The 20,759-nt window shown below is 34.4% G+C and carries 16 protein-coding genes and 1 pseudogene; 3 read left to right on the plus strand and 14 right to left on the minus strand.

The window, feature by feature from the left end:
- Positions 1-2: 2 nt before the first annotated feature.
- The 7 genes and pseudogenes from BTM29_RS11965 to gnd all read right to left on the minus strand — a co-directional run bounded on the left by BTM29_RS11965 (position 3) and on the right by gnd (position 8,336).
- The gene (locus tag BTM29_RS11965; protein ID WP_083685995.1) at positions 3-1,730 is read right to left on the minus strand and encodes an ABC transporter ATP-binding protein; all 1,728 of its coding nucleotides are present in this window, start codon (positions 1,728-1,730) and stop codon (positions 3-5) included.
- Positions 1,731-1,798: 68 nt separating this feature from the next.
- Entirely contained in the window at positions 1,799-1,927 is a 129-nt protein-coding gene (locus BTM29_RS13115) for a hypothetical protein (protein ID WP_257787693.1), read from the minus strand.
- A 484-nt stretch (positions 1,928-2,411) separates the two neighbouring features.
- Positions 2,412-2,756: pseudogene (locus tag BTM29_RS11970) on the minus strand (group II intron maturase-specific domain-containing protein); the annotation flags it as partial.
- A 639-nt stretch (positions 2,757-3,395) separates the two neighbouring features.
- Positions 3,396-4,157, minus strand: a complete 762-nt coding sequence (locus BTM29_RS11975; protein WP_076618288.1) for a LytR/AlgR family response regulator transcription factor — start codon at positions 4,155-4,157, stop codon at positions 3,396-3,398.
- Between the two features lie 345 nt (positions 4,158-4,502).
- Positions 4,503-5,855, minus strand: a complete 1,353-nt coding sequence (locus BTM29_RS11980; RefSeq protein WP_076618292.1) for a gluconate:H+ symporter — start codon at positions 5,853-5,855, stop codon at positions 4,503-4,505.
- Between the two features lie 32 nt (positions 5,856-5,887).
- Positions 5,888-7,423, minus strand: a complete 1,536-nt coding sequence (gene gntK, locus BTM29_RS11985; protein ID WP_076618295.1) for a gluconokinase — start codon at positions 7,421-7,423, stop codon at positions 5,888-5,890.
- A gap of 16 nt (positions 7,424-7,439) precedes the next feature.
- Positions 7,440-8,336 (minus strand): phosphogluconate dehydrogenase (NAD(+)-dependent, decarboxylating), encoded by an 897-nt coding sequence (gene gnd / locus BTM29_RS11990; protein ID WP_076618298.1) that lies wholly within the window; start codon positions 8,334-8,336, stop codon positions 7,440-7,442.
- Positions 8,337-8,468: 132 nt separating this feature from the next.
- On the opposite strand from gnd, the gene BTM29_RS11995 reads away from it, so the two are divergent.
- Positions 8,469-9,314, plus strand: a complete 846-nt coding sequence (locus tag BTM29_RS11995) for a MurR/RpiR family transcriptional regulator (protein WP_076618302.1) — start codon at positions 8,469-8,471, stop codon at positions 9,312-9,314.
- On the opposite strand, the gene BTM29_RS12000 is transcribed toward BTM29_RS11995, so the two are convergent.
- Positions 9,311-9,916, minus strand: a complete 606-nt coding sequence (locus tag BTM29_RS12000) for a pentapeptide repeat-containing protein (RefSeq protein ID WP_076618305.1) — start codon at positions 9,914-9,916, stop codon at positions 9,311-9,313. The two genes, BTM29_RS11995 and BTM29_RS12000, sit on opposite strands and share 4 nt — an antisense overlap.
- 225 nt (positions 9,917-10,141) lie before the next feature.
- Here BTM29_RS12000 and BTM29_RS12005 point away from each other — a divergent pair, with 225 nt between their 5' ends.
- Positions 10,142-11,509: an MATE family efflux transporter gene (locus BTM29_RS12005; RefSeq protein ID WP_076618308.1), complete on the plus strand. Its 1,368-nt coding sequence runs from the start codon at positions 10,142-10,144 to the stop codon at positions 11,507-11,509.
- Positions 11,510-11,635: 126 nt separating this feature from the next.
- Here the strand turns inward: BTM29_RS12005 and BTM29_RS12010 are convergent, their stop codons facing one another.
- The 4 genes from BTM29_RS12010 to BTM29_RS12025 form a co-directional block, all read right to left on the minus strand.
- On the minus strand, positions 11,636-12,673 hold the full coding sequence (locus BTM29_RS12010) for an alpha/beta hydrolase fold domain-containing protein (protein WP_076618312.1): 1,038 nt from the start codon (positions 12,671-12,673) through the stop codon (positions 11,636-11,638).
- Positions 12,674-12,689: 16 nt separating this feature from the next.
- On the minus strand, positions 12,690-14,060 hold the full coding sequence (locus tag BTM29_RS12015) for an MFS transporter (RefSeq protein ID WP_076618316.1): 1,371 nt from the start codon (positions 14,058-14,060) through the stop codon (positions 12,690-12,692).
- Between the two features lie 260 nt (positions 14,061-14,320).
- A complete protein-coding gene (locus BTM29_RS12020; RefSeq protein WP_076618319.1) occupies positions 14,321-15,313 on the minus strand; it encodes a LacI family DNA-binding transcriptional regulator in 993 nt (330 codons plus the stop codon).
- A 15-nt stretch (positions 15,314-15,328) separates the two neighbouring features.
- On the minus strand, positions 15,329-16,765 hold the full coding sequence (locus tag BTM29_RS12025) for a sucrose-6-phosphate hydrolase (protein ID WP_120270427.1): 1,437 nt from the start codon (positions 16,763-16,765) through the stop codon (positions 15,329-15,331).
- Between the two features lie 228 nt (positions 16,766-16,993).
- On the opposite strand from BTM29_RS12025, the gene BTM29_RS12030 reads away from it, so the two are divergent.
- On the plus strand, positions 16,994-18,955 hold the full coding sequence (locus BTM29_RS12030; protein ID WP_076618322.1) for a sucrose-specific PTS transporter subunit IIBC: 1,962 nt from the start codon (positions 16,994-16,996) through the stop codon (positions 18,953-18,955).
- Between the two features lie 156 nt (positions 18,956-19,111).
- Here the strand turns inward: BTM29_RS12030 and BTM29_RS12035 are convergent, their stop codons facing one another.
- Both BTM29_RS12035 and BTM29_RS12040 read right to left on the minus strand, forming a co-directional pair.
- Entirely contained in the window at positions 19,112-19,921 is an 810-nt protein-coding gene (locus tag BTM29_RS12035; RefSeq protein WP_076618325.1) for a Cof-type HAD-IIB family hydrolase, read from the minus strand.
- 22 nt (positions 19,922-19,943) lie between these two features.
- On the minus strand, positions 19,944-20,759 hold the full coding sequence (locus BTM29_RS12040) for a Cof-type HAD-IIB family hydrolase (protein ID WP_076618329.1): 816 nt from the start codon (positions 20,757-20,759) through the stop codon (positions 19,944-19,946).

The raw sequence follows: 20,759 nt of genomic DNA on the forward strand, positions 1-20,759 counted from the left end.
TCCTATTTAATTGATCCAAATTGCTTTTTTACAAATTCCTTATATTCAGGTAATCTTGAAAGAAGATCTGAATGTTTACCATGATCGAGTATTGTATGCTTATCAACAAAGTAAATTTCATCTGCATCCATTACTGTAGACAACCTGTGTGCAACCGCAACTATCATCTTTCCACTCATTACTTTCCTCAATGCTTCTGAAACAAGTGACTCGGTACTCGGGTCTAAACTTGATGTTGCTTCATCTAGTATTAAAACTTTTGGATTTTTTATATAAGCTCTAGCTATCTGTAATCGCTGTCTTTGACCTCCGGAAAATTGAACACCTTGTTCTCCAACTAACGTTTCGATACCATTAGGTAAATCTTTGATATCGTCCCATAAATTACTAGCTTTTATTGCATCATCTAATTCTCTATTATTAGGTATATAATTCAAGCCAAATATAAGATTATCTTTGATTGTTCCCGTCAATACGGTGTTTTCCTGAGAAACTACTCCAAAAAGTTTTCTCCAATCATAAATCAAAATATCTTCGGAAGAAATATCTTCGTTTAATATTATTTTCCCGCCAATATTTATTGTATATAATCTTGTTAATAAATTTATAATAGTTGTTTTACCACTTCCTGAAGGTCCAACTATTGCTATTTTTTTATTTCTCTCAAATTTAATATTTACATTTTTTAATATTAAATCATTTTCATATGAAAATGATACATTCTCAAATCTGATACTATTAACTAAATAATTGGAGGGTAATTTCATATTGAAAGGTATATCATTCTCAGTGGACATTTGGATAATCTCACTAACTTTACTTAAAGATCCTTTACATTCTTTAAAGTTAGTATAAAAAGAAGATACTGTATTTATAGGTTGAATAATTTGTACTAAATACATAACAATCGTTACCAAACTAGACATTGACAATGTTCCATTATTAACTCTTAGGCCACCATATAAAATAATTGATAATATTACACCAAATGAAATTACCGATTGAAGCGGTGCAACAACTGAATTAATTAAATCTCCACGAAGTGAAATTTTATACATATTATTTATATAACCATTTATATTTTTTACAACAATTGATTCTGCATTATTTAATTTAACTGTTCTAATATTTCTTAAGAATTCTGTTACAACACCTGACAACTTACTTAATTCTGATTGAAGTATTATTATCAGTTTTTCATTTATATTTGCTACCGGAATAGTTAAAAGAGCGTATATTGGAAAACTAATGCAAATAACAAAGGTTAGTTTCCAATCCGTATATACTAGTATACTGAGTGCCCCAAATAATGTAATTATGCCCGATAAATTTTGTGGGATTATTATAGTAATAAATTCTTTTATTATTGAAACATCATTTATAACTCTACTAGATAATTGCCCACTAATTGAATTATCGAAATACGATGTCGGTAAATATAATAAATGTGTATTCACTTTTTCACGAATTTCTTTTATTGTTTTATCCCCTTCTCGACTAATTATGTATCCACCAATAGAGGTTAGAATGGTTGTTAATAATAGTAATATGATAATCTTTAATATATATATCGAATTATTGGTTCCAGAAATCAATATTTCTTTGAGACTAATTGCTTTTCCAACAAGAATGGGTACATAAAGATTTAATGAGCTACCTATCATGGTTAATATCAACCCAATAAGGAACTTAAAATTAATATTAAAAACTCTTATCTCATTTTTATTCATAGATATCTCCCACAAATAGACAGACAGATGTTGAAATCAGCATCTGTCTGTCTATTGCCTATTAAGATTTAACAACCAAAACTATAAAAACTACGGCCGGTACACATAAAACTTATATTGCTTCTAGATGCTTTTTTAGCAGCAATTGTAAGTGGTTGTTGTGTATTTTGCAAACTAACTATTGGATTAGTATTCATACCCTTTTCCTCCTAAAAAAATATTTTTAGTACGCATATAAATTACCATGCATAACCTACTTTTTGTTGTAAATACCTTGAACTATATATATTTCCATCTTTCTAAAACCATCAGAAATATTAATACTACTTTTATTAAAAATTGAATATAAGAGATTGAAACTTTAGTCTGAGCACTTCAGATGGCAGTATCAGCACAAGAATTATCAAGATGCAATGAGGGAACTTAGAATAACTCCAAGTATGTCTCGAAAAGGCAATTGTCATGGTAACACACCTATGGAAAGTTTCTTTAACCTGTTAAATCTAGAATATTTAAATCGTATGAAGATTAATAATTTAGAGGAATTGAAATAAATTGTTGCTAAATACATTACTTGGTATAATACCAAACGAATTTCAATGAAATCGAGTAGGAGGTAATTTTGATTACCGACCTCTCACACCACCGTACGTAAGGACCCGTATACAGCGGTTCATTAATTTAAGCATTGTGAATAGACTGGAATTTCTTAGACATATTTATTAGTTCAAGAGATTCCAGCTTTTTATTCGTTAGAGTATATGACAATGTCCTGCTGTGAGCCGTTCGCCAGTAACCCTTATGGGTATTGGCGAACTGTCGAACTTGATTTATTGTCATGCCAAGTTTGGTTAGTCCCTTGATTTTGGTTTTGTTTTTCTTCCATGGTTTCCAAATATATTGTCTGATTCTGGAGCGAAGCCATTCATCAAGTAATTTGATAAATGTTTTCAGTTTTTCAATTCCATAATAGTTTAACCATCCAATCATCTTCTGCTTAATTTTCTTGAAGATTTTCTTGAGTGATTGTTTAACTTATCCTTAGCCTGTCGACTAGGACTTCCTTCAGATTCCACCTCACAATAAACACCTTACCTTCGGCTCGTGGTTCCGACTACTACGATCCACAGTGGACTTTCACCATCTAGTTAGCGGTCCCCACACTAAAAATGGCTTGACCCCGGTAGAATACCGCGAACAAGCCATTGCATAAAACCAAAATATTATTTTGTCTAATTTTTTGTTGCACTTCATTGATCTATAGGATGACGCAACTTTTCAATATTTTTCATTAACGAAATCCGGTCTAGTCTCAATGCACAATATAGAAGGTTCCTATCTTCTCGTGTTCATATTTTATTCTGTGGAATTTATCAAATAATTTGTTTAGATAAAGGTCCATCAAACCATGATAAATCCAGTTATAGATAGATTTTATACAGAAGTTAAAAATATGAGCTATCTGTTCGGAAGACCACGTTAGTTTCAGATGGTTTTTAATCATTTTTGTATTATCAGTTGATAGCACTACAGTGATGATGTGTTAAAAATAAATATAATTATAACAAATATCTTCTATCATATTTGCTTTAGTCGCTATCATTGTAAAACATTTACCATAGGTGCCTTTTATATTAGGTGTTCTGATTAATTTTACAATGCTGATTAAAATACCAGTTTATTTTTTAGTTCAATTTTTAATTTTTGCCTAGATAAAGGTGAAAAATGCCTAATAAATCCCTCTTTAAATAAGATTTCATTTTTACTGAAATCTGCAACTTTTATTGCTTTAGGATTTGCTAAACACGATTTATTTATTCTTAATAAATATGGATATTGTTTACTTATTTCCTTAAGCTTTCCGTAAAATTCAAATTTATTAGTTTCAGTGTATATATTCACCTTATGAGATGTTACAGATGTTTCTACTAAAATAATTTCAGCCTTTTCAATATTATAAATTTTATTATTTATTGAGAATGTAAAAATATTACTTTGATTATTAATTTTTCTAGCTTCATCTATTCTTTTACAAGATATAGATAGAATATCTTGTATTTCTTCTCTAAAGGTAACATATGGTTGGTCTTTTATAATATATCCAATGGCCTCAATCCTTCTTTCGAAAGCCAGTTGAATTAGTTCATCATACATCGTTACAAAAATAATTTTGGATAGTACATCGCTGTTTCTAATTTTATCAGCCAAATCCATGATATTAACTGAATACTTCAAATCAGCATCTAAGAAATATATTCCACCATGAATGTTATGGTTACACACGTATTCCAGAATTTCGGTAGGAGTTTTTACCTTAAGTATATTGTCTGAAAATTCATCGTGAAATTGTATGTAATCTTTGATTATATTACTCAATCCACATGTTTGATTAAATTTATCCTCACAAATAACTATAGAATAGCTCATTTTTAACCTCCTGAATTTCATAAGTGTTTTTTAAGTATGAACGAAATACTCCACCAAATTATTTATACTGATATGTTTAAAACTAGATAAAAAATGTAAATAATATCATTTCAGAAATTATCAATATTATATTTTAAGTATGTCATAATTTTTCCTTTTTGGAGCAAAGTATCCTGAACCATATGTAAATATATCCTATAACCCAATTCTAAATAATTTTCTACTTCGACAAAAAAACCTTAGTTAGAATTTCACTTCCAAACTAAGGATGAATATAAAATTTAAAATCAAAAAACAATACTTTTAATTACACTTAAAACTGATTATTTTTTTCAAGCTCATTTATCAAACAAACAAACTAAGTAACAATACACACAACAATCCAACAATAGAAATCAGAGTTTCTAGGACTGTCCATGTATAAAGTGTTTCTTTAATCGTTAAATCAAAATATTCTCTAAACATCCAAAACCCAGCATCATTAACGTGAGATGCTGCAAGGGATCCAGCACCAATTGCTAACACCATTAATGCCGGATTGACTCCTGCTGATTGCATCAACGGCAATACTAATCCAGCAGCGGTTAAAGATGCTACTGTGGCAGATCCTAGTGCAATACGTAATACTACAGCAATTAACCAACCAAGTATTAATGGTGAAATACTAGCATTTCCAAATAATTTCATAACGGCATCCCCAACACCACCATCAATCAATACTTGCTTGAAAGCTCCACCACCACCGATTACTAGTAATAACATAGCGATGGATTTGATGGCTTCTTCTAGACTCTTCATAATCTTAGGTGTAGCAAATCTTCTTGCCCATCCCATGGTATAAAGTGCCACTAATAAGGAAATAGTCATTGCGATTGCTGGTGTTCCAATGAAGGCAATTATCGAATCTAATGTGGTAGGATTCTTAGGCAAACTGCCCCCGTTAAAGCTCAGTTGATAAATTGTGGTAATTGCCATTAATATAACTGGGAATAATGACGTTAAGACACTGATACCAAAGCTTGGTGTATCTTCTAGCTTGAATTTCTTTTGTGGACCAAGTGCTGAAAGATTACCCTTTCGCTCAAAGGCATCAGGAACAAATCTTTGAGCAAACTTAGTGAACAGCGGGCCAGCAACAATAACTGCTGGAATGGCCACGATGATTCCGTATACCAAAACATGACCTGAGTTAGCTCCTAAAACTGTACTAATAGCAGTTGGGGCTGGGTGTGGTGGTAAAAATCCATGAGTAACTGATAAAGCTGCTCCCATTGGAATTCCTAAATAAAGAATCGAAACCCCTGCTTCTGTGGCAATGGCGAATACGATTGGTACTAATAACACCATCCCGACTTCAAAGAATAGCGCGATTCCGATAATAAATGATGCTAACACAATCGCCAATTGCAATCGCTTCTTACCAAACTTTTCAATCAAAGTGTGAGCAATTCGATACGCTCCACCAGCATCGGCAACAAGTCTTCCTAACATTGCTCCAAAACCAAAGACAATTGATAGTTCACCTAGTTGTCCACCGATACCTTCTTGAACACTCGTCGCAATTTTGTCCAGTGGAATTCCTAATCCAATACCGACTGCAATTGAAGTGATGATCAATGAAACAAATGTATTCATTTTTAATTTAATAATCAAAAATAGTAGTAGTGCAATCCCTAAAATCAAAACTAAAAAAGCCATTTTAATATTCTCCTCATAGGTTGTCTATAAAGCTATTTATTGTGATTATGTTTCTTTTGAAACTCAGCGATACTCTTGTATTCTGGTTCTAAAACACTTGAGATACGAATCCAAATCGGTAGTAGTTCTCGATAAACTTCAAAGTTTTCTTCATTTGGGTGATGTACATCAGTTACACCGACCATATCCTTTACAGCTGACAAATCATCTATATAACCTAGAGAATACATCCCAAGAACAGCTGCTCCTAAACATGAACTTTCAAAACTCTCTGGGATAGTAACGTCTTGCTCAAAAATATCAGCCAACATTTGACGCCATAGTGAAGATCTAGCAAAACCACCAGTAGCTTGAATGCTCTTAGGTTTACCGGCCACTCCTTCAATAGTGAGCATGACTACATATAAGTTATAAACAATTCCTTCAAGCGCTGCACGAACCATATGTGCTCTGGTGTGTTGTCTAGTTAAGCCAAAGAACGATCCACGAGCATATGCATTCCAGATTGGTGCACGTTCTCCGCCAAGATATGGATGGAACAATAATCCATCTGAACCAGCTGGAATTTTTTCAGCAATCTGTGTCAAGATATCATAAGTTGAAACTTGCATCTGTTGTGCTGTGATACGTTCTGGTGCGAATAATTGATCACGTACCCATCTAAAAACGATTCCTCCATTGTTAACTGGACCACCAACGACCCATTTATCAGTTGTTAGTGCATAACAGAATAACTTACCGTTAGGATCAACAACGGGTTTATCAACAACTACGCGAACTGCTCCGCTAGTACCAATAGTCACTGCAACAACACCGGGATCAATAGCATTTACACCAAGGTTTGATAATACTCCATCACTTGCTCCAAAAACAAACGGCACATCCTTATCAATCTCAAGGATTTGTCCATAGTTGTCATTGATTCCCTTGATAGAATCCGTTGTATTAACTAGCTGTGGTAAACGTGTTTCTTCTATATTAAGTAGTTGTAAAACTTGTGGTTCCCACTTTAGATCAAATATATTGAACATACCTGTTGCTGAGGCAATTGAATAGTCCATTTTATATTCTCCAAAAAGTCTGAAGAAGACATAAGTTTTTAGATCAATGAACTTCTTAGCCTTATTGAATGTATCGGGATATTCATTCTTTAACCAAAGCATTTTTGAAAGTGGTGCCATGGGGTGAATTGGGGTACCAGTTTTGGCGTAGATTTCTGCACCAAGACCATTATTCTTTAATTCTTCACTATACTTGGCAGCACGATTATCAGCCCAAGTTATCGCACGAGTTAATGGCTCGTCATTTTCATCCATCAAGATCAAGCTGTGCATAGCAGACGAGAATGAAACTCCCTTTAATTCACCAGGTTTTACTTTTCTCATGACTTGACCCATTACATCAATAACGGCATTGAAAATATCCTTTGGATCTTCTTCAGCCATATCAGGTGTTGTTTGAATAAGTTGATAACCCTTATTAGCGTACTCAATAACGTTTCCTTTTGTATCATAAAGTACACACTTAGTACTAGTTGTACCGATATCCGTTCCGATTATGTATTCCATTATTATCTCCTCAAAACTATTTCTTATCTACATTATGTCCGCCAAACTCATTACGAAGTGCAGCAACTACTTTTCCACTGAATGTATCATCTTCAAGTGAACGATAACGTACCATTAAAGAAGCCGCAATTACTGGCGTTGGAACTTGTAATTTCAAGGCTTCATCAAGTGTCCACTTACCTTCACCAGAAGAATGCATAACACCCTTTAGATCACTTAACTTAGGATCTTTAGCAAAGGCTGATTCAGCAAGTTCCATTAGCCAACTTCTAATTACCGACCCATTAGACCAGACTTTTGCAACAGCTTCATTGTCGTAGTCAAACTGGCCATGAGTCAACACATCGAATCCTTCAGCGATTGATTGCATCATTCCATATTCAATACCGTTGTGGATCATCTTCAAATAATGTCCACTACCAGCTTTACCTGTATATAAATATCCATCCTTCATGGCAATACCTTCAAAAATTGGTTCAATGAATTTGAAGGCGTCTTCGTCATCTCCACCGATCATAAAATTGCCATCATGATTGGCCCCACTCATACCACCGGATGTTCCAACATCAAAGAATTTAATTCCGCTCTTTTTTAGAATTTCATTATGCTTGAGCGAATCTTCATAGAATGAATTCCCACCGTCTATCACAATGTCATTCTTATTAAGAATACTACTTAGCTCATCAATCGTAGTATTAGTTGGCTTACCAGCAGGTAACATTACCCAAATGATCCTTGGGGCTGGCAAACTTAAAACATCTGACAAATCATTCATTACTTCAGCACCTAAATTCCGTGCTGAATTTTTTGCGTCTTCATTTAAATCAAAAGCCAAAACATCTTCACCATTATGAATCAAATTCTCTGTAAGATTGATTCCCATCTTACCTAACCCAATCATTGCTAATTTCATAGTTTGCATCTCCTAAAGCGTTTTCATAAACATAGTGTACGAAAAATATTTTCATATTGCAACTATTAAAAAGAAAAATATTTTCATAAATAATAAACTATGCTATTATACCAGTATTAAGAGGTATAACTGATGACACAAAATATAACAATTCTATTGCAATCATATTATGATCATTTAAGTAGTTCAGCAAAAAAAATTGCTGATTATTTATTGAGCAATCCTGATATAGATTCAAGCTTAACTATTAATGATCTAGCGAAACAAACTGGCTCATCTATTTCCACTATTTCAAGATTTGCTAAAAGTATCGGATTCAATAATTTTCAACAGTTAAAGCTAAGTCTATTAACGAGTACACAAACCTTTGACACTCCATTTAAGGAAATCAATGCCAACGATACTAATTTGACTGTAACTAAAAAGATCTTCTCTGCAAACGTTTCTACATTGGATTCAACTCTAAAAATAATCACAGAAGATCAATTAGACAAAGCAGTCGACATCATTAATAACAGTCAAGTCATTGCATTATTTGGGCTTGGTGCATCCTCTGTTGTGGCTCAAGATGGGTATCACAAATTTCTTCGTTCTGATAAGACTCCGTTATTTGCCAGTGACTATCATATGCAGCTAATGATGGCTACAACCTTGAAGCCTAATTCTTGTGCGATTTTAATATCCCATAGTGGTGAAAATAAGGATATCTTGGAAATAGCCAAAAACTTGCGTAAAAACGACATAAAAATAATCGGCATCACTAGTTATGGAAATTCCTCGCTGAGTAAAATTGTCGACGTATCATTACTATCTGTCTCTGAAGAAACTAATTATCAAAATGAAGCTCTGCACGCAATAATTGCACAAATTTCATTAATAGATACATTATTCGTTCTAACCGCTATTAAAGATGGTCAAGAAACAGACGATATTTTTAAAAAAATCAGAAAAACTATTAATCAAACACGTAATAATTAATCCACTTTAATTCCAAATATACCAATTAAAATGGCAGCCTGATACTGGTTAACGATCAAACCACGGGCCAATTCAGGACTGATAGTAATATTATCGAACTCTGAATCTTGTAGTTCAAATCCCTTCAGTTTAGTTTCTCCCAGATCAGCATCAGTCAATTTCGATCCTGGAAACTTGACCGATTTTTTTACTTTCAAAGCTTGAAAGAATCCACCAGTTAAATCACAATTTGTGAAATCTACCTTCTCAAATCTACTGTCTGAAAAGTTAACATATGGAGCTTTACAGTCAACGAATACTGTATTACTGAAATATGAATTATTAAAATCCACTCCTGATAGTTGCATACTCTTAATCTTACTGTTGTACCAGTTACTCATGTTAAAATCACAACCAGCCAACTGACTGTGATTCCATTCAATATTGGTAAAGCTAATGCGACTGAAGTCAGTTTGCTCAAAATCACAATGATCAAAAACAATATCTGAAAAATTCATTGAGTCACTTATGGATTCAAAGTGACAATGTTTATAGTAGAATCCATCCTCGATTTGGTTCATATTCAGCGTCTGATCAGTTATTGTTTCAATTGGTTCATTCATTATTATCCACTCCGTTAATAGATTCATATCAATACTTTATTTATTATATATTAGTTACCCATCAACATTATAATTATAATATATTCAAATGATGTTTAAACATCATTTTTTGATAATTATTCTTATGATTTCACTCTTTATCAAATTAAAACATTCAATTCCATCACTATCAGTGTAGATAATGATAAAATTACCATGATTAAGCTCGAAGGGGGATTTTTTTTATTGATTGATTTAACAAATGGTAAGCCTTTAAAAGTTATATTTTTATACACTATTCCACTATTAATGGGGAATTTTTTCCAGCAATTTTACAGTTTCATCGACACCTTGATTGTTGGAAGAACAATCAGTGTTAATGCACTAGCAAGTGTTGGTGCTACTGGTGGATTGACAGGATTAGTCATTGGCTTTGCACAGGGGATGACGAGTGGACTCACTATTTTGACTGCCCGAAAACATGGGGCTGGTGATATCCGTGGTGTTACTAAGAGTTTTGCTTCTGGAATTATAATCTCTTTTTTTATAACTATAGTTTTTACACTCATTGCACTATTAATCGCATACCCACTACTTAAAGCGATGCAAACACCTGCAGTGTTATTACACGACGCTTTCATTTTCTTGGAAATAATCTTCGCAGGTATTTTCGCCTTTGTGGGTTTTGATTTCTTGGGGAATACGATGCGTGCTTTGGGTGATTCTCGTGTCCCACTATTTTTCTTAATTGTAAGCACGATTTTGAATATATTACTAGAACTAGTCTTCATCTTATACCTACACATGGGTGTTGCCGGTGCTGGATTAGCGACAGTTGTCGCACAAGCCATTACAATGATTGTCTTATATTTCTATATAAGAAGAAAAATCCCATATTTGATATTGAGTCGCTCTGATTTCAAAATTGATATGGACGAAATAAAGGAGCTATTAAAGGTAAGTCTACCAATGGGATTCCAGTCATCAATTATTGCCATTGGCTCAATTATTCTACAATTCATGCTCAATACATTAGGCGCAGACGCTGTTGCTGCTTATACGGTTGCTGGTAGAGTTGAACAAATCGCTACCTTGCCTGCTCTTAGTTTTGGTATTTCATTAGTCAATTACACCGCTCAAAATCTTGGTGCCAAGAAATACTCTAGAATATTAGACGGAGTTAAAAAGGGCATTATGATGTCTGTCATATCAAGTATCACTATTGGTGCAATTTTGATACTATTTGGTAAAAACATCTCACATCTATTCATGAATGGAAGTGAGACACACGTTTTGAATTTGATCCAAATATACTATTATTTCAACGGATCGATGTACTTCATGTTGTCCATTCTCTTCATTGTTAGATACACCTTACAAGGATTAGGGAACCAAAAAGCTCCCACGATTGCCGGTATTGCCGAACTTATCATGAGAGTATTTGCAAGTATTGTTATGATTAGATTCTTTGGATTTTACGGAGCTGCTATGGCCAGTCCACTGGCTTGGATTGGTTCAGTTCTAGTCCTTGTCAGCACGTGGCGAATCGAGTGGAACAAGTTAAGTAAAATGAAAGATGGTAACGTTGAGATTCCTGAAGAAGTTATCGAGTAATTTTTGCAGTGAAAACGCGTGCCAAAACACAATTTTCTCAATATAAGTCTAAAAGGCCGATATTTACTTGCGTAAATACCGGTCTTTTAGGCTTATAAACGAAAACTGAACGTGTTCTGTCACGCTCTATAATCTCTTAGCACACTCATAAATAGCATCTTCACTAGCCGCAGCCTTACCCATTAAATTAAGAAATGCATGTGACATCCCACCATAACGGACATATGTTGCATCAGCTCCTGCCATACCAACTTTTTCAATGAATGCTTCATTTTGAAGCCGAAGTGGATCAAATTCACCTGTTAATACCGTCACTTTTTTAAATAGCAGTGGATTGGCATACATAGGCGAAAGTATTGGCGACGTTAATTCTATATCTTGTTCCGGAAGATATAGCTCTGTCATTTTTTTATCCAGCTGTTTGAAAATTTCATATGAAGCATGCAATACATTACGTTGCTGATCAATAATCGGTATTCGTGAATCGTCCCATAATCCTCCTTCTAAATTGGATCCATGGACAAGCGTCGGATAAAACAATAATTGACTCTCTATTTCACATATCCCCATGTAATGGGCAATCTGCGTCAACCCTAATGCCATAGCACCTCCAGCTGAATCCCCTGCCAATGCTATATTGTGCTTATTTTTGGCAACTTCCATTAATACAGCCAAACAATCAAATAATCCACTTGGATATGGATACTCTGGTGCTAGGCCATAATCTATAGAATAAATGGTACCTTCAAATTGCGTGGCTAATAACTTGAGAGGATTTAAGGAACACTCCACACTGCCACCATAATACGCACCACCATGCATGTACAAAAGAGCTCGGTTATTATTCTTGAATTTCTTATTATAAATCCTAAAATAACGAACTTTGCGTCCCATTTCATATGAGTAATGAATATCTACACATATATTTTGAGATTGCATTTCTGGAATTGGCTGTGCTTTGGTTCCTGCACGAAGTATCGTCAAATCATCAGATAATTTTGTATTATTGAGAATTCCCTTTTGCTCATCCCAAGTGTTAGGCTCATAAGAATGTGCTTCAACTCGGTCTTTAATGACCATTTTTACATCTTCTAATCTAGGAACATCAACTTGTTCCACTAACTTCAAACGGTTTAATTCAGTCAAATAATTACTCGTAATCATAGTTAATTCTCCTTACCTAGTCTTGAAAGGCTTCTTCTATATTATTATTTCCTTTATCCACAGAAGTATTATTCTTTTCATTTAAGTTGTAAAACACTAAAATCCCGATAATAATAACCGCAAATAACATAGGTAACCAGACAAAATTAATATTAATTGCTAATTGAGCTTTAACACTTTGTGTTTTGGCACTTGCTTGAAATCCTCCCCATGTGAGTATCCAACCAGATAAAGCACCACCAATACCCATACCGATCTTGGATCCTACAACAGGAACTGACGACAAAAATCCGGGTTCATCTATATGTAGATGAATCCTTGCGTATTCAACGGTATCAGAAATCATAACAAAAACAATTGTAAATACTGCGCCCATGGCTACCATGGCTATACCATTACCAACAAATAGCAAAGATAAACTATGACTCTTTTCACCCAATGACATCATAAATTCACCCAAAATAAAAATAATCAATGATATATCCATAACGTCACGATTTTTGAATTTCTTAGAAATAATTGGCACTAATAAGTTACCCGGTACTGCAAAAATAGTCATACCCAGAAACAATCCAACAATCGACGCATCCTTATAAACATAGTTGATATAAAATACACCTGAGGCCGTTCTAACTACCCAAAATATTTGGATACAGATAAAGCTCAAAGTAAGGATTACCCACGGTCGATTCCTTAAAGCTCCTTTGAATGAATTCTTAATAGACAACTGACCTTTAATACTTTTGTCCTCTTGATCGACCACTCGTTCTTTTAAGTTAATAAACGCTAAGAGAAAGCTGATTGAAACAATGATACCTATGATTCCACCCCAAATCAGGAATCCTTTTTGTTGATTCTTCCCACCAAAAAAGCTAACCATTGATAACGTAATAGCACCAACAATTGATGCTCCAGTATTTGTAAATACCATTCTGGCAGATGCAAGATTGGCACGTTCTGAAGGATCCTTAGTTAGACTGGGGAGTATGGCCGTAATCGGCGTATTGGATCCAGAATAAACCAAACTAAAAATCGTATATATTACACTGATCCAAGTCATTTGAATTATTTTATTCCCCCCAAACGAGGGATTAAAGAATAGTAAAAATGATAGAATTCCTAGCGGTATTCCAAACCATAGAAAATATGGTCGTGACTTGCCATATTTTGAATGAGTATGGTCAATCATAAACCCAAAAAACATACCGTCAAATGCATCTATAAAACGAACCATCAAGAACAATGTTCCTGCAAAAGCAGCAGACAATCCTAAGACCGTAGTATAGTAAAACAACAAGTATAATCCGACTATTTGCCAAATCAGATTACTGGCCATATCGGTCATCCCATAAAATATTCGTTGCTTCCACAGCTGTGACCTAGACATAATATTCCCTCCTTGAATTCGCAAAATATTGATAACACCCTTTTGAATTATTAATATTTTGATAGCGTTTTCAAGTATATTGTATTATTTGTTTAAACACTCAGCAAACTAAATGTGTAAATTTTTTTTTCAAAAGTTGAGTAGTTATTATTATGCCAACGTTTCTAAAGTATAATTTAATTTATAATTATTAAGATAAAAACAAAAAAAGCTCGCTATTGGCGAACTTTTAACTCTATTATTAGACTATTTATCTCATTTTACTCAGAAATCCTTCTACTGGTTTCACCAGCTATTGCCTTTACTGGTAGAACATAATTTTGTTGCAAGTTACAATCGGGGTCTTTAATCCGTTGTAACAACAGATCGATCATCAAAGTGACAATGTCATTTATCGGTTGTTCAATTGTTGCAAGTTCTGGATGAAATTCTTGAATAAAACTTGTACCGTCATATCCGATTAATCGTATATCTTCAGGAATCCTTAATCCCAACTGATGGGCTTGTTGAAATACCAATAATGAGGTTAGATCATCAGTACAAAATATTCCATCCACACTATTATTACTAAGGACCTCTTTGATTTTCATTCCTTTGATGTTGGGAGATGCATTATATTTAATCTCAGTTAAGCCAAATTTTAGATTATTATCTTCAATAACTTCTTTAAACCCAACCAATCGTCTATTAGTTGGACTATTAGGTTGATTAGCACCCGAAATCATTTGAATATTTTTACTACCTGATGCAAGTAATACTTCTGCAGCTATCTTCCCACCTTGGAAATTATCCGAACTGACAATGGGAATATTCTCAGATAAATATCTATCAAAGGAAATAATAGGCAAACCTACTTGTTGATACTCTTCTATCTCCAAATTATGTGATCCGGCAATTATCCCATCAACTTGGTTAGCAATGAGCATTCGTAAATAAGCTCGTTCCTTCTCCTTATTTTTTCCTGCATTACATAGAATAATTTTGTAACCTCTATCAAATAGCTGATTTTCAATAGTTTCAACCATTTGACCAAAGAAGGGATTGCTTACACCCGGAAAAATAACACCGATTATTTTGGAACTTTTTCCTTTAAGTGAGCGAGCTAAACTATTAGGTTGGTAATTCAATTCTTTCATCGCCGTAAAAACTTTATTCTTAGTCTTTTCTGACAATGATCCATAATTATTAATTACACGCGAAACCGTCGTCGGTGATACCTCAGCCAGCTTTGCAATATCTTCTAGTTTAGCCATTTACAATCCTCGTTATTAATTAATTTTATCCAACTGAATACTTTCTACGTCAGCATTATCTGATTTGACAAAGAATTCAGTTCCTGTTGGAAACAATCGACCTGTAATCACTTTTTCGCCATCATTAATGAATAGTTCGAATACTGTATTATCAAAATACAAAACTGCCGTAATATCTTTATTCGTATCTACTTCTGTCAAACGACTCTCTCCATATGCTTGAGCGAAGTTTTGACCAAATTTGCTACGATCAACTACAATTTTACCATTTTTGGAGTCAAAGGTTATTTTAAACTGGTCATTCCGGTCACTAATAATCGAGACTGTAGCATCATTGTTTGCTGGGACGTTTATTTTTAATTTGGATTGTGCAGATATTTTGTCTGTCGTGAATTTGTTCAATTCCAATTTTTTATTTTCCACTACTGGTAATTGATATAACTTGCCATTATTGATTTTCAACTCTTTTACCAAACTATAGCAGTGAGCCCATCCCTCAACATCTGTTGGATATTCTATTTCAGGTAAACCGATCCAACTGACGCATAGAGCTCTACCGTCGGGTGAATTGAACGCTTGTGTCGCATATACATCGAATCCATCATCAAGATTATGCAATTTTGAAGGATTAATAAAGGTAAATGTATCCCAATCAAATGATTCTCCAATAACATATGCATTTGGATAAATATTATGATAATCCAAAATACTCTTAGATATCCCTTGTGGGCAGAATATTAAAACCGGCTGATTATTGATAAAAACTAAATTAGGGCATTCAACCATATAGCCCATTTCTTCATTAGTAAAATGCAATTCAGTTTTAAAACTCCAAGGTCCTGTTACTTTATCTGCCTCATATACCAACACATGACCAGTCTTATCTGTCTTTTGTGCCCCTAAAATTATATAGAATTTATTATCATGCTCAATAATCTGTGGATCACGGAAATGGTCAGTATAACCGGCACGTGGTTCATTTATTAAAGGCTCTGATATTTTCTTTATCTCATTATTCTCATTCATTACAGCGCCGATTTGTTTAGGATGTCTTACCCAAGATTCATCTCGAACATTCCCAGTGTAAACAATGAATAGTTGATCATCAGACACAATAGCCGACCCAGAATAGGCACCTTGACTATCATTTTTAGTATCAGCATAAATCGCAATGCCATTATCCTTCCAATGAACTAAATCATCCGAAGTTAAATGATCCCAGCTTTTTAATCCATGCACTGGACCATAGGGAAACGATTGATAAAATAAATGCCACTGATTATTGTAGTATGAGAATCCGTTAGGATCATTCAATAGACCAGTGGTTGGTTGAATATGGTATCCCAACCTCCAATGTGACTTAGAAATTTTATATTTAATATCATCTAACTGACTTTGTGGCCACTGATTATATGGTAAATATCTTAACTTTGTCGTCCATTCTGTAATCATCGCAAACTCCACACTTTCAACTTAATTATTTACTTAGATTGTAATCGTTTTACTTAAAATGTCAAACGTATAACATTCTATATAAAGCTTATGGTATATTAACTAATCCAATCTAGATTTTAAATCGTTAAAATAATTGTCAGACGATTGACAATTTGAAAAAAGCATGTATTATGAAGTCATAAAAGCGATTACATTTCTACAAAGTTTATTTAGGAGGATATACATATGAATCATGAGCAAGTTGCTGATAGAGTCATCAAATATGTTGGTAAAGACAATCTAATTGCCGCGGCACATTGTGCCACTAGACTACGTTTGGTAATAAAAGATACTTCCAAAATCGATCAAACTGGTCTGGATAACGATGATGATATTAAAGGAACATTTAGTATAGACGGTCAGTATCAAATAATTATCGGCCCCGGTGACGTCGATAAAGTTTACAACTTTTTAATTAAAAAAACCGGTTTAAAGGGTGTTACTCCAGATGATCTGAAGAATATCGCCTCATCTGGTAAAAAAACTAATCCTGTTTTGGCAGTTGTAAAACTGCTATCTGATATCTTTGTACCATTGATACCCGCCTTAGTTGCCGGTGGTTTACTAATGGCTATCAACAATTTACTAACATCCCCAGATTTATTTGGACCATTATCTGTAGTTCAAATGTATCCTGGTGTTAAAGGTCTTTCTGAACTTATTAATTTACTAGCTTCTGCACCATTCACATTCATGCCAGTCCTTATTGGTTATTCAGCCACTAAGAGATTTGGTGGTAATCCATATCTTGGTGCTGCAATTGGTATGGCAATGGTTATGCCATCACTTGTCAGTGGATATGATGTTGCCAACTTCACTGCCGCAGGTAAAATGACTTACTGGAATATCTTCGGTTTAAAAGTTGCCCAAGCTGGTTATCAAGGACAAGTTCTACCTGTTCTTGCTGTTTCATGGATATTAGCCACAATTGAAAAATGGCTGCACGATCATATGCCAGCCACTCTAGATTTTATTTTCACGCCATTAATTGCCGTTATTATCACTGGTTTACTTACATTTATCGGTGTCGGACCCGTCATGAGAATAGTTTCAGATGGTGTAACCAATGGTATCGTTTGGCTATATAATACAGCCGGCTTCATTGGTACAGGTATATTCGGTACATTCTATTCAGCTATTGTTGTCACGGGATTACACCAAAGTTTTCCTGTTGTTGAAACACAATTACTTACAAATATTAGTAAAACTGGTGGAGACTTCATCTTCCCAATCGCATCTATGGCTAACGTTGCCCAAGGTGCAGCTTGTTTAGCGGTCTTGTTCATTACTAATAACAAAAAGCAAAAAGGACTTGCTTCATCAGCTGGTATATCAGCATTACTAGGAATCACAGAACCTGCAATTTTCGGTGTTAACTTAAAACTCCGCTATCCTTTCTATTGTGCAATGATTGCATCAGGTATCGCATCAGTATTCGTTGGTATTTTCCACGTATTATCTAGTGCTTTAGGTGCTGCTGGTGTCATTGGATTCATTTCATTACCTCCAAAGAATTATTTGCCATTCTTTATCAGTATCATAATCAGTATGGGAGTCAGTTTCTCATTAACATATGTATATGGTAAGAAGTTTGCTAAAGCAGCTGACACAGATGATTCCGAAGATGCAAAAGGAAATGCTAATTTGATTGCTGTTGCCGATGAAGTTATTTCTGCACCAGTTACTGGTGAATTGAAGTCTTTATCAACAGTAAATGATCAAGTATTCTCCGCTGAAATCATGGGAAAAGGTGCCGCAATTATTCCTTCTGATAATAATATTTATGCACCTGCCACAGGTGTTGTAACAGTTGCATATGAAACTAAACACGCTTATGGAATCAAGACCTCTGATGGTGCTGAGGTATTAATTCATTTAGGAATTGATACAGTTAACTTAAAGGGTAAGTTCTTTACCTCAAATGTTAAACAAGGCGATACCATCAAAAAAGGTGATCTATTAGGAACATTTGATATTGAAAAGCTCAAAGATGCTGGATTCGATACAACAGTCATGGTGGTCATAACTAATACCATGTCATATGGTGCTGTTGAAGAAATTAAAGTAAGTGATATTGAACATGGTGATGACATAATCGCCTTAACTCAATTAACTGCAAATTATTCAAGTGCTGCTGTAAATATTTAAAGATAATCGGATTTATGCTTATCTTGTTTATTCTTAAACGCGATACAAAATACAATTTCTTCCGCTTAACGCTAAAAATGGCGGTCAACACTTTCGTGTTGATCGTCATTTTTTGTGTTAATGCTCGGAAATTCCCGTATTTTGTATCGCTCTGTTCTAAAAAACAAACTTCTCAAGTGCTTGAAAAATACCATCATGATTGTGGTCACCAGTGATGTAATCAGCAAATCCCTTAGCTTCATCAGTTCCGTTTTCCATACAAACTGAGGTACCAGCATATTTGAACATTGAGATATCATTTCTTTCATCTCCAAATGCCATGACTTGATCAGGCGTTAAATCGAGTCTTTTCGCTAAGTTTCTTAAGCCACTTCCCTTGCTGGCCATTTGATTCATTACTGCCAAGAATATCGTACCTTCTCTAACGACACTGAATTGGTCTTCAAAATTCTTTGTGAGGATTGGTTCTTCTTGGTCCAATTTATCTTGCTCACCAACATAATCAAACTTAGCAGCTTGGAAATTATCGGGTAACTCATCTGGTGTACGAACAAATATACCGGCATTATTCTCCCAAGCCTGCAATACTGCTACACGACTAATATCTCGATTACCGGTATAAACATTGCTATTATCATCTAGTGCGTAATATTGAATATCGTTTCTATCTCCATACTCAACTAGTTTATTATATTCATCTTTATTAATCAGGTGTTTAATCAATGGCTTACCTGAAGCTGTTTCAATAATGGCACCATTATACGTAATGACATATTGATCATCACCTTTTATACCCAGCTCATTAAGAAATGGTGTAACTCCAGCCAAGGGACGACCGGTACAAATAACTACCTTAATTCCCTTATCCAAGGCCTTAGAAACTGCAGTCTTCGTTGAATCAAGTAATGTTTCGCTGCTAGTCAATAAGGTATTATCCATATCAAATGCAATTAATTTTATTCCCATATTTCAATATCTCTTTTCCCATCTACTTACCAAAAACAAATTTATCCATTGCTTTAGCAATTCCGTCATTATCATTAGAATCTGTAACATAACTAGCGTACCCTTTAGCCTTATCAGATCCATTTTCCATGCAGACGGCATTACCAACAAATTGAAACATTGGAATATCATTTTGTTCATCACCAAAGGCCATGATTTCATCAGGATAAATGTTTAATTTGGTTGATAAATCTTGAAGTCCAGAAGCCTTACTTACATTCTTATGCATCAATTCTAAGAACCACTCACCAGCCCTGACTACATAACAAATATCTTTGAACTCAGACTTTACAGCATCTTCATACGGGTCAAGGTCACTTTTTTCACCAACGTATGCAACTTTTGTCACTTCGAAATCATCGGGTAATTCATTCGGTGATCGAAAGTATATCCCCGCTCTATTTTCAAAGGCTTGGATCACGGCAATTCTATTAATGTCACGATCATCTGTATATACATTACTATCATCATCCAATGCGTAATATTTCAATCCATTATCGTGACCATACTTAACTAATCTACGATATGCCGCATTATCCAAAACTTTTTTGGAAACAATGTGTCCGGAAATAGATTCAATAATTGCACCATTATTAGTAACAATAAATTGTTCGTCACCTATGATACCTAACTCATCCAAGTATGACGTAACTCCAGCTAAGGGACGTCCAGTACAAAGAACAACCTTTATTCCCTTTGCTAATGCTTTTGTAACAGCTTGTTTAGTAGAATTCAGAATTTTTCCATCAGAATTTAACAGTGTATCATCGATATCAAACGCAATCATTTTAACGGTCAT

Origin of the sequence: Companilactobacillus allii, from assembly GCF_001971585.1 — a bacterium.
GTDB lineage: Bacteria > Bacillota > Bacilli > Lactobacillales > Lactobacillaceae > Companilactobacillus > Companilactobacillus allii.

Bases quoted from the DNA above. Each gene is read 5' to 3' on its own strand.
- gntK (WP_076618295.1), bottom strand. From the start codon at position 7,423: ATGGAATACATAATCGGAACGGATATCGGTACAACTAGTACTAAGTGT.
- BTM29_RS13115 (WP_257787693.1), bottom strand. From the start codon at position 1,927: ATGAATACTAATCCAATAGTTAGTTTGCAAAATACACAACAACCACTT.
- BTM29_RS12040 (WP_076618329.1), bottom strand. From the start codon at position 20,759: ATGACCGTTAAAATGATTGCGTTTGATATCGATGATACACTGTTAAAT.
- BTM29_RS12020 (WP_076618319.1), bottom strand. From the start codon at position 15,313: ATGGCTAAACTAGAAGATATTGCAAAGCTGGCTGAGGTATCACCGACG.
- BTM29_RS12035 (WP_076618325.1), bottom strand. From the start codon at position 19,921: ATGGGAATAAAATTAATTGCATTTGATATGGATAATACCTTATTGACT.
- BTM29_RS12015 (WP_076618316.1), bottom strand. From the start codon at position 14,060: ATGTCTAGGTCACAGCTGTGGAAGCAACGAATATTTTATGGGATGACC.
- gnd (WP_076618298.1), bottom strand. From the start codon at position 8,336: ATGAAATTAGCAATGATTGGGTTAGGTAAGATGGGAATCAATCTTACA.
- BTM29_RS12000 (WP_076618305.1), bottom strand. From the start codon at position 9,916: ATGAATGAACCAATTGAAACAATAACTGATCAGACGCTGAATATGAAC.
- BTM29_RS11975 (WP_076618288.1), bottom strand. From the start codon at position 4,157: ATGAGCTATTCTATAGTTATTTGTGAGGATAAATTTAATCAAACATGT.
- BTM29_RS12025 (WP_120270427.1), bottom strand. From the start codon at position 16,765: ATGATTACAGAATGGACGACAAAGTTAAGATATTTACCATATAATCAG.
- BTM29_RS11980 (WP_076618292.1), bottom strand. From the start codon at position 5,855: ATGGCTTTTTTAGTTTTGATTTTAGGGATTGCACTACTACTATTTTTG.
- BTM29_RS11965 (WP_083685995.1), bottom strand. From the start codon at position 1,730: ATGAATAAAAATGAGATAAGAGTTTTTAATATTAATTTTAAGTTCCTT.
- BTM29_RS11995 (WP_076618302.1), top strand. From the start codon at position 8,469: ATGACACAAAATATAACAATTCTATTGCAATCATATTATGATCATTTA.
- BTM29_RS12010 (WP_076618312.1), bottom strand. From the start codon at position 12,673: ATGATTACGAGTAATTATTTGACTGAATTAAACCGTTTGAAGTTAGTG.
- BTM29_RS12030 (WP_076618322.1), top strand. From the start codon at position 16,994: ATGAATCATGAGCAAGTTGCTGATAGAGTCATCAAATATGTTGGTAAA.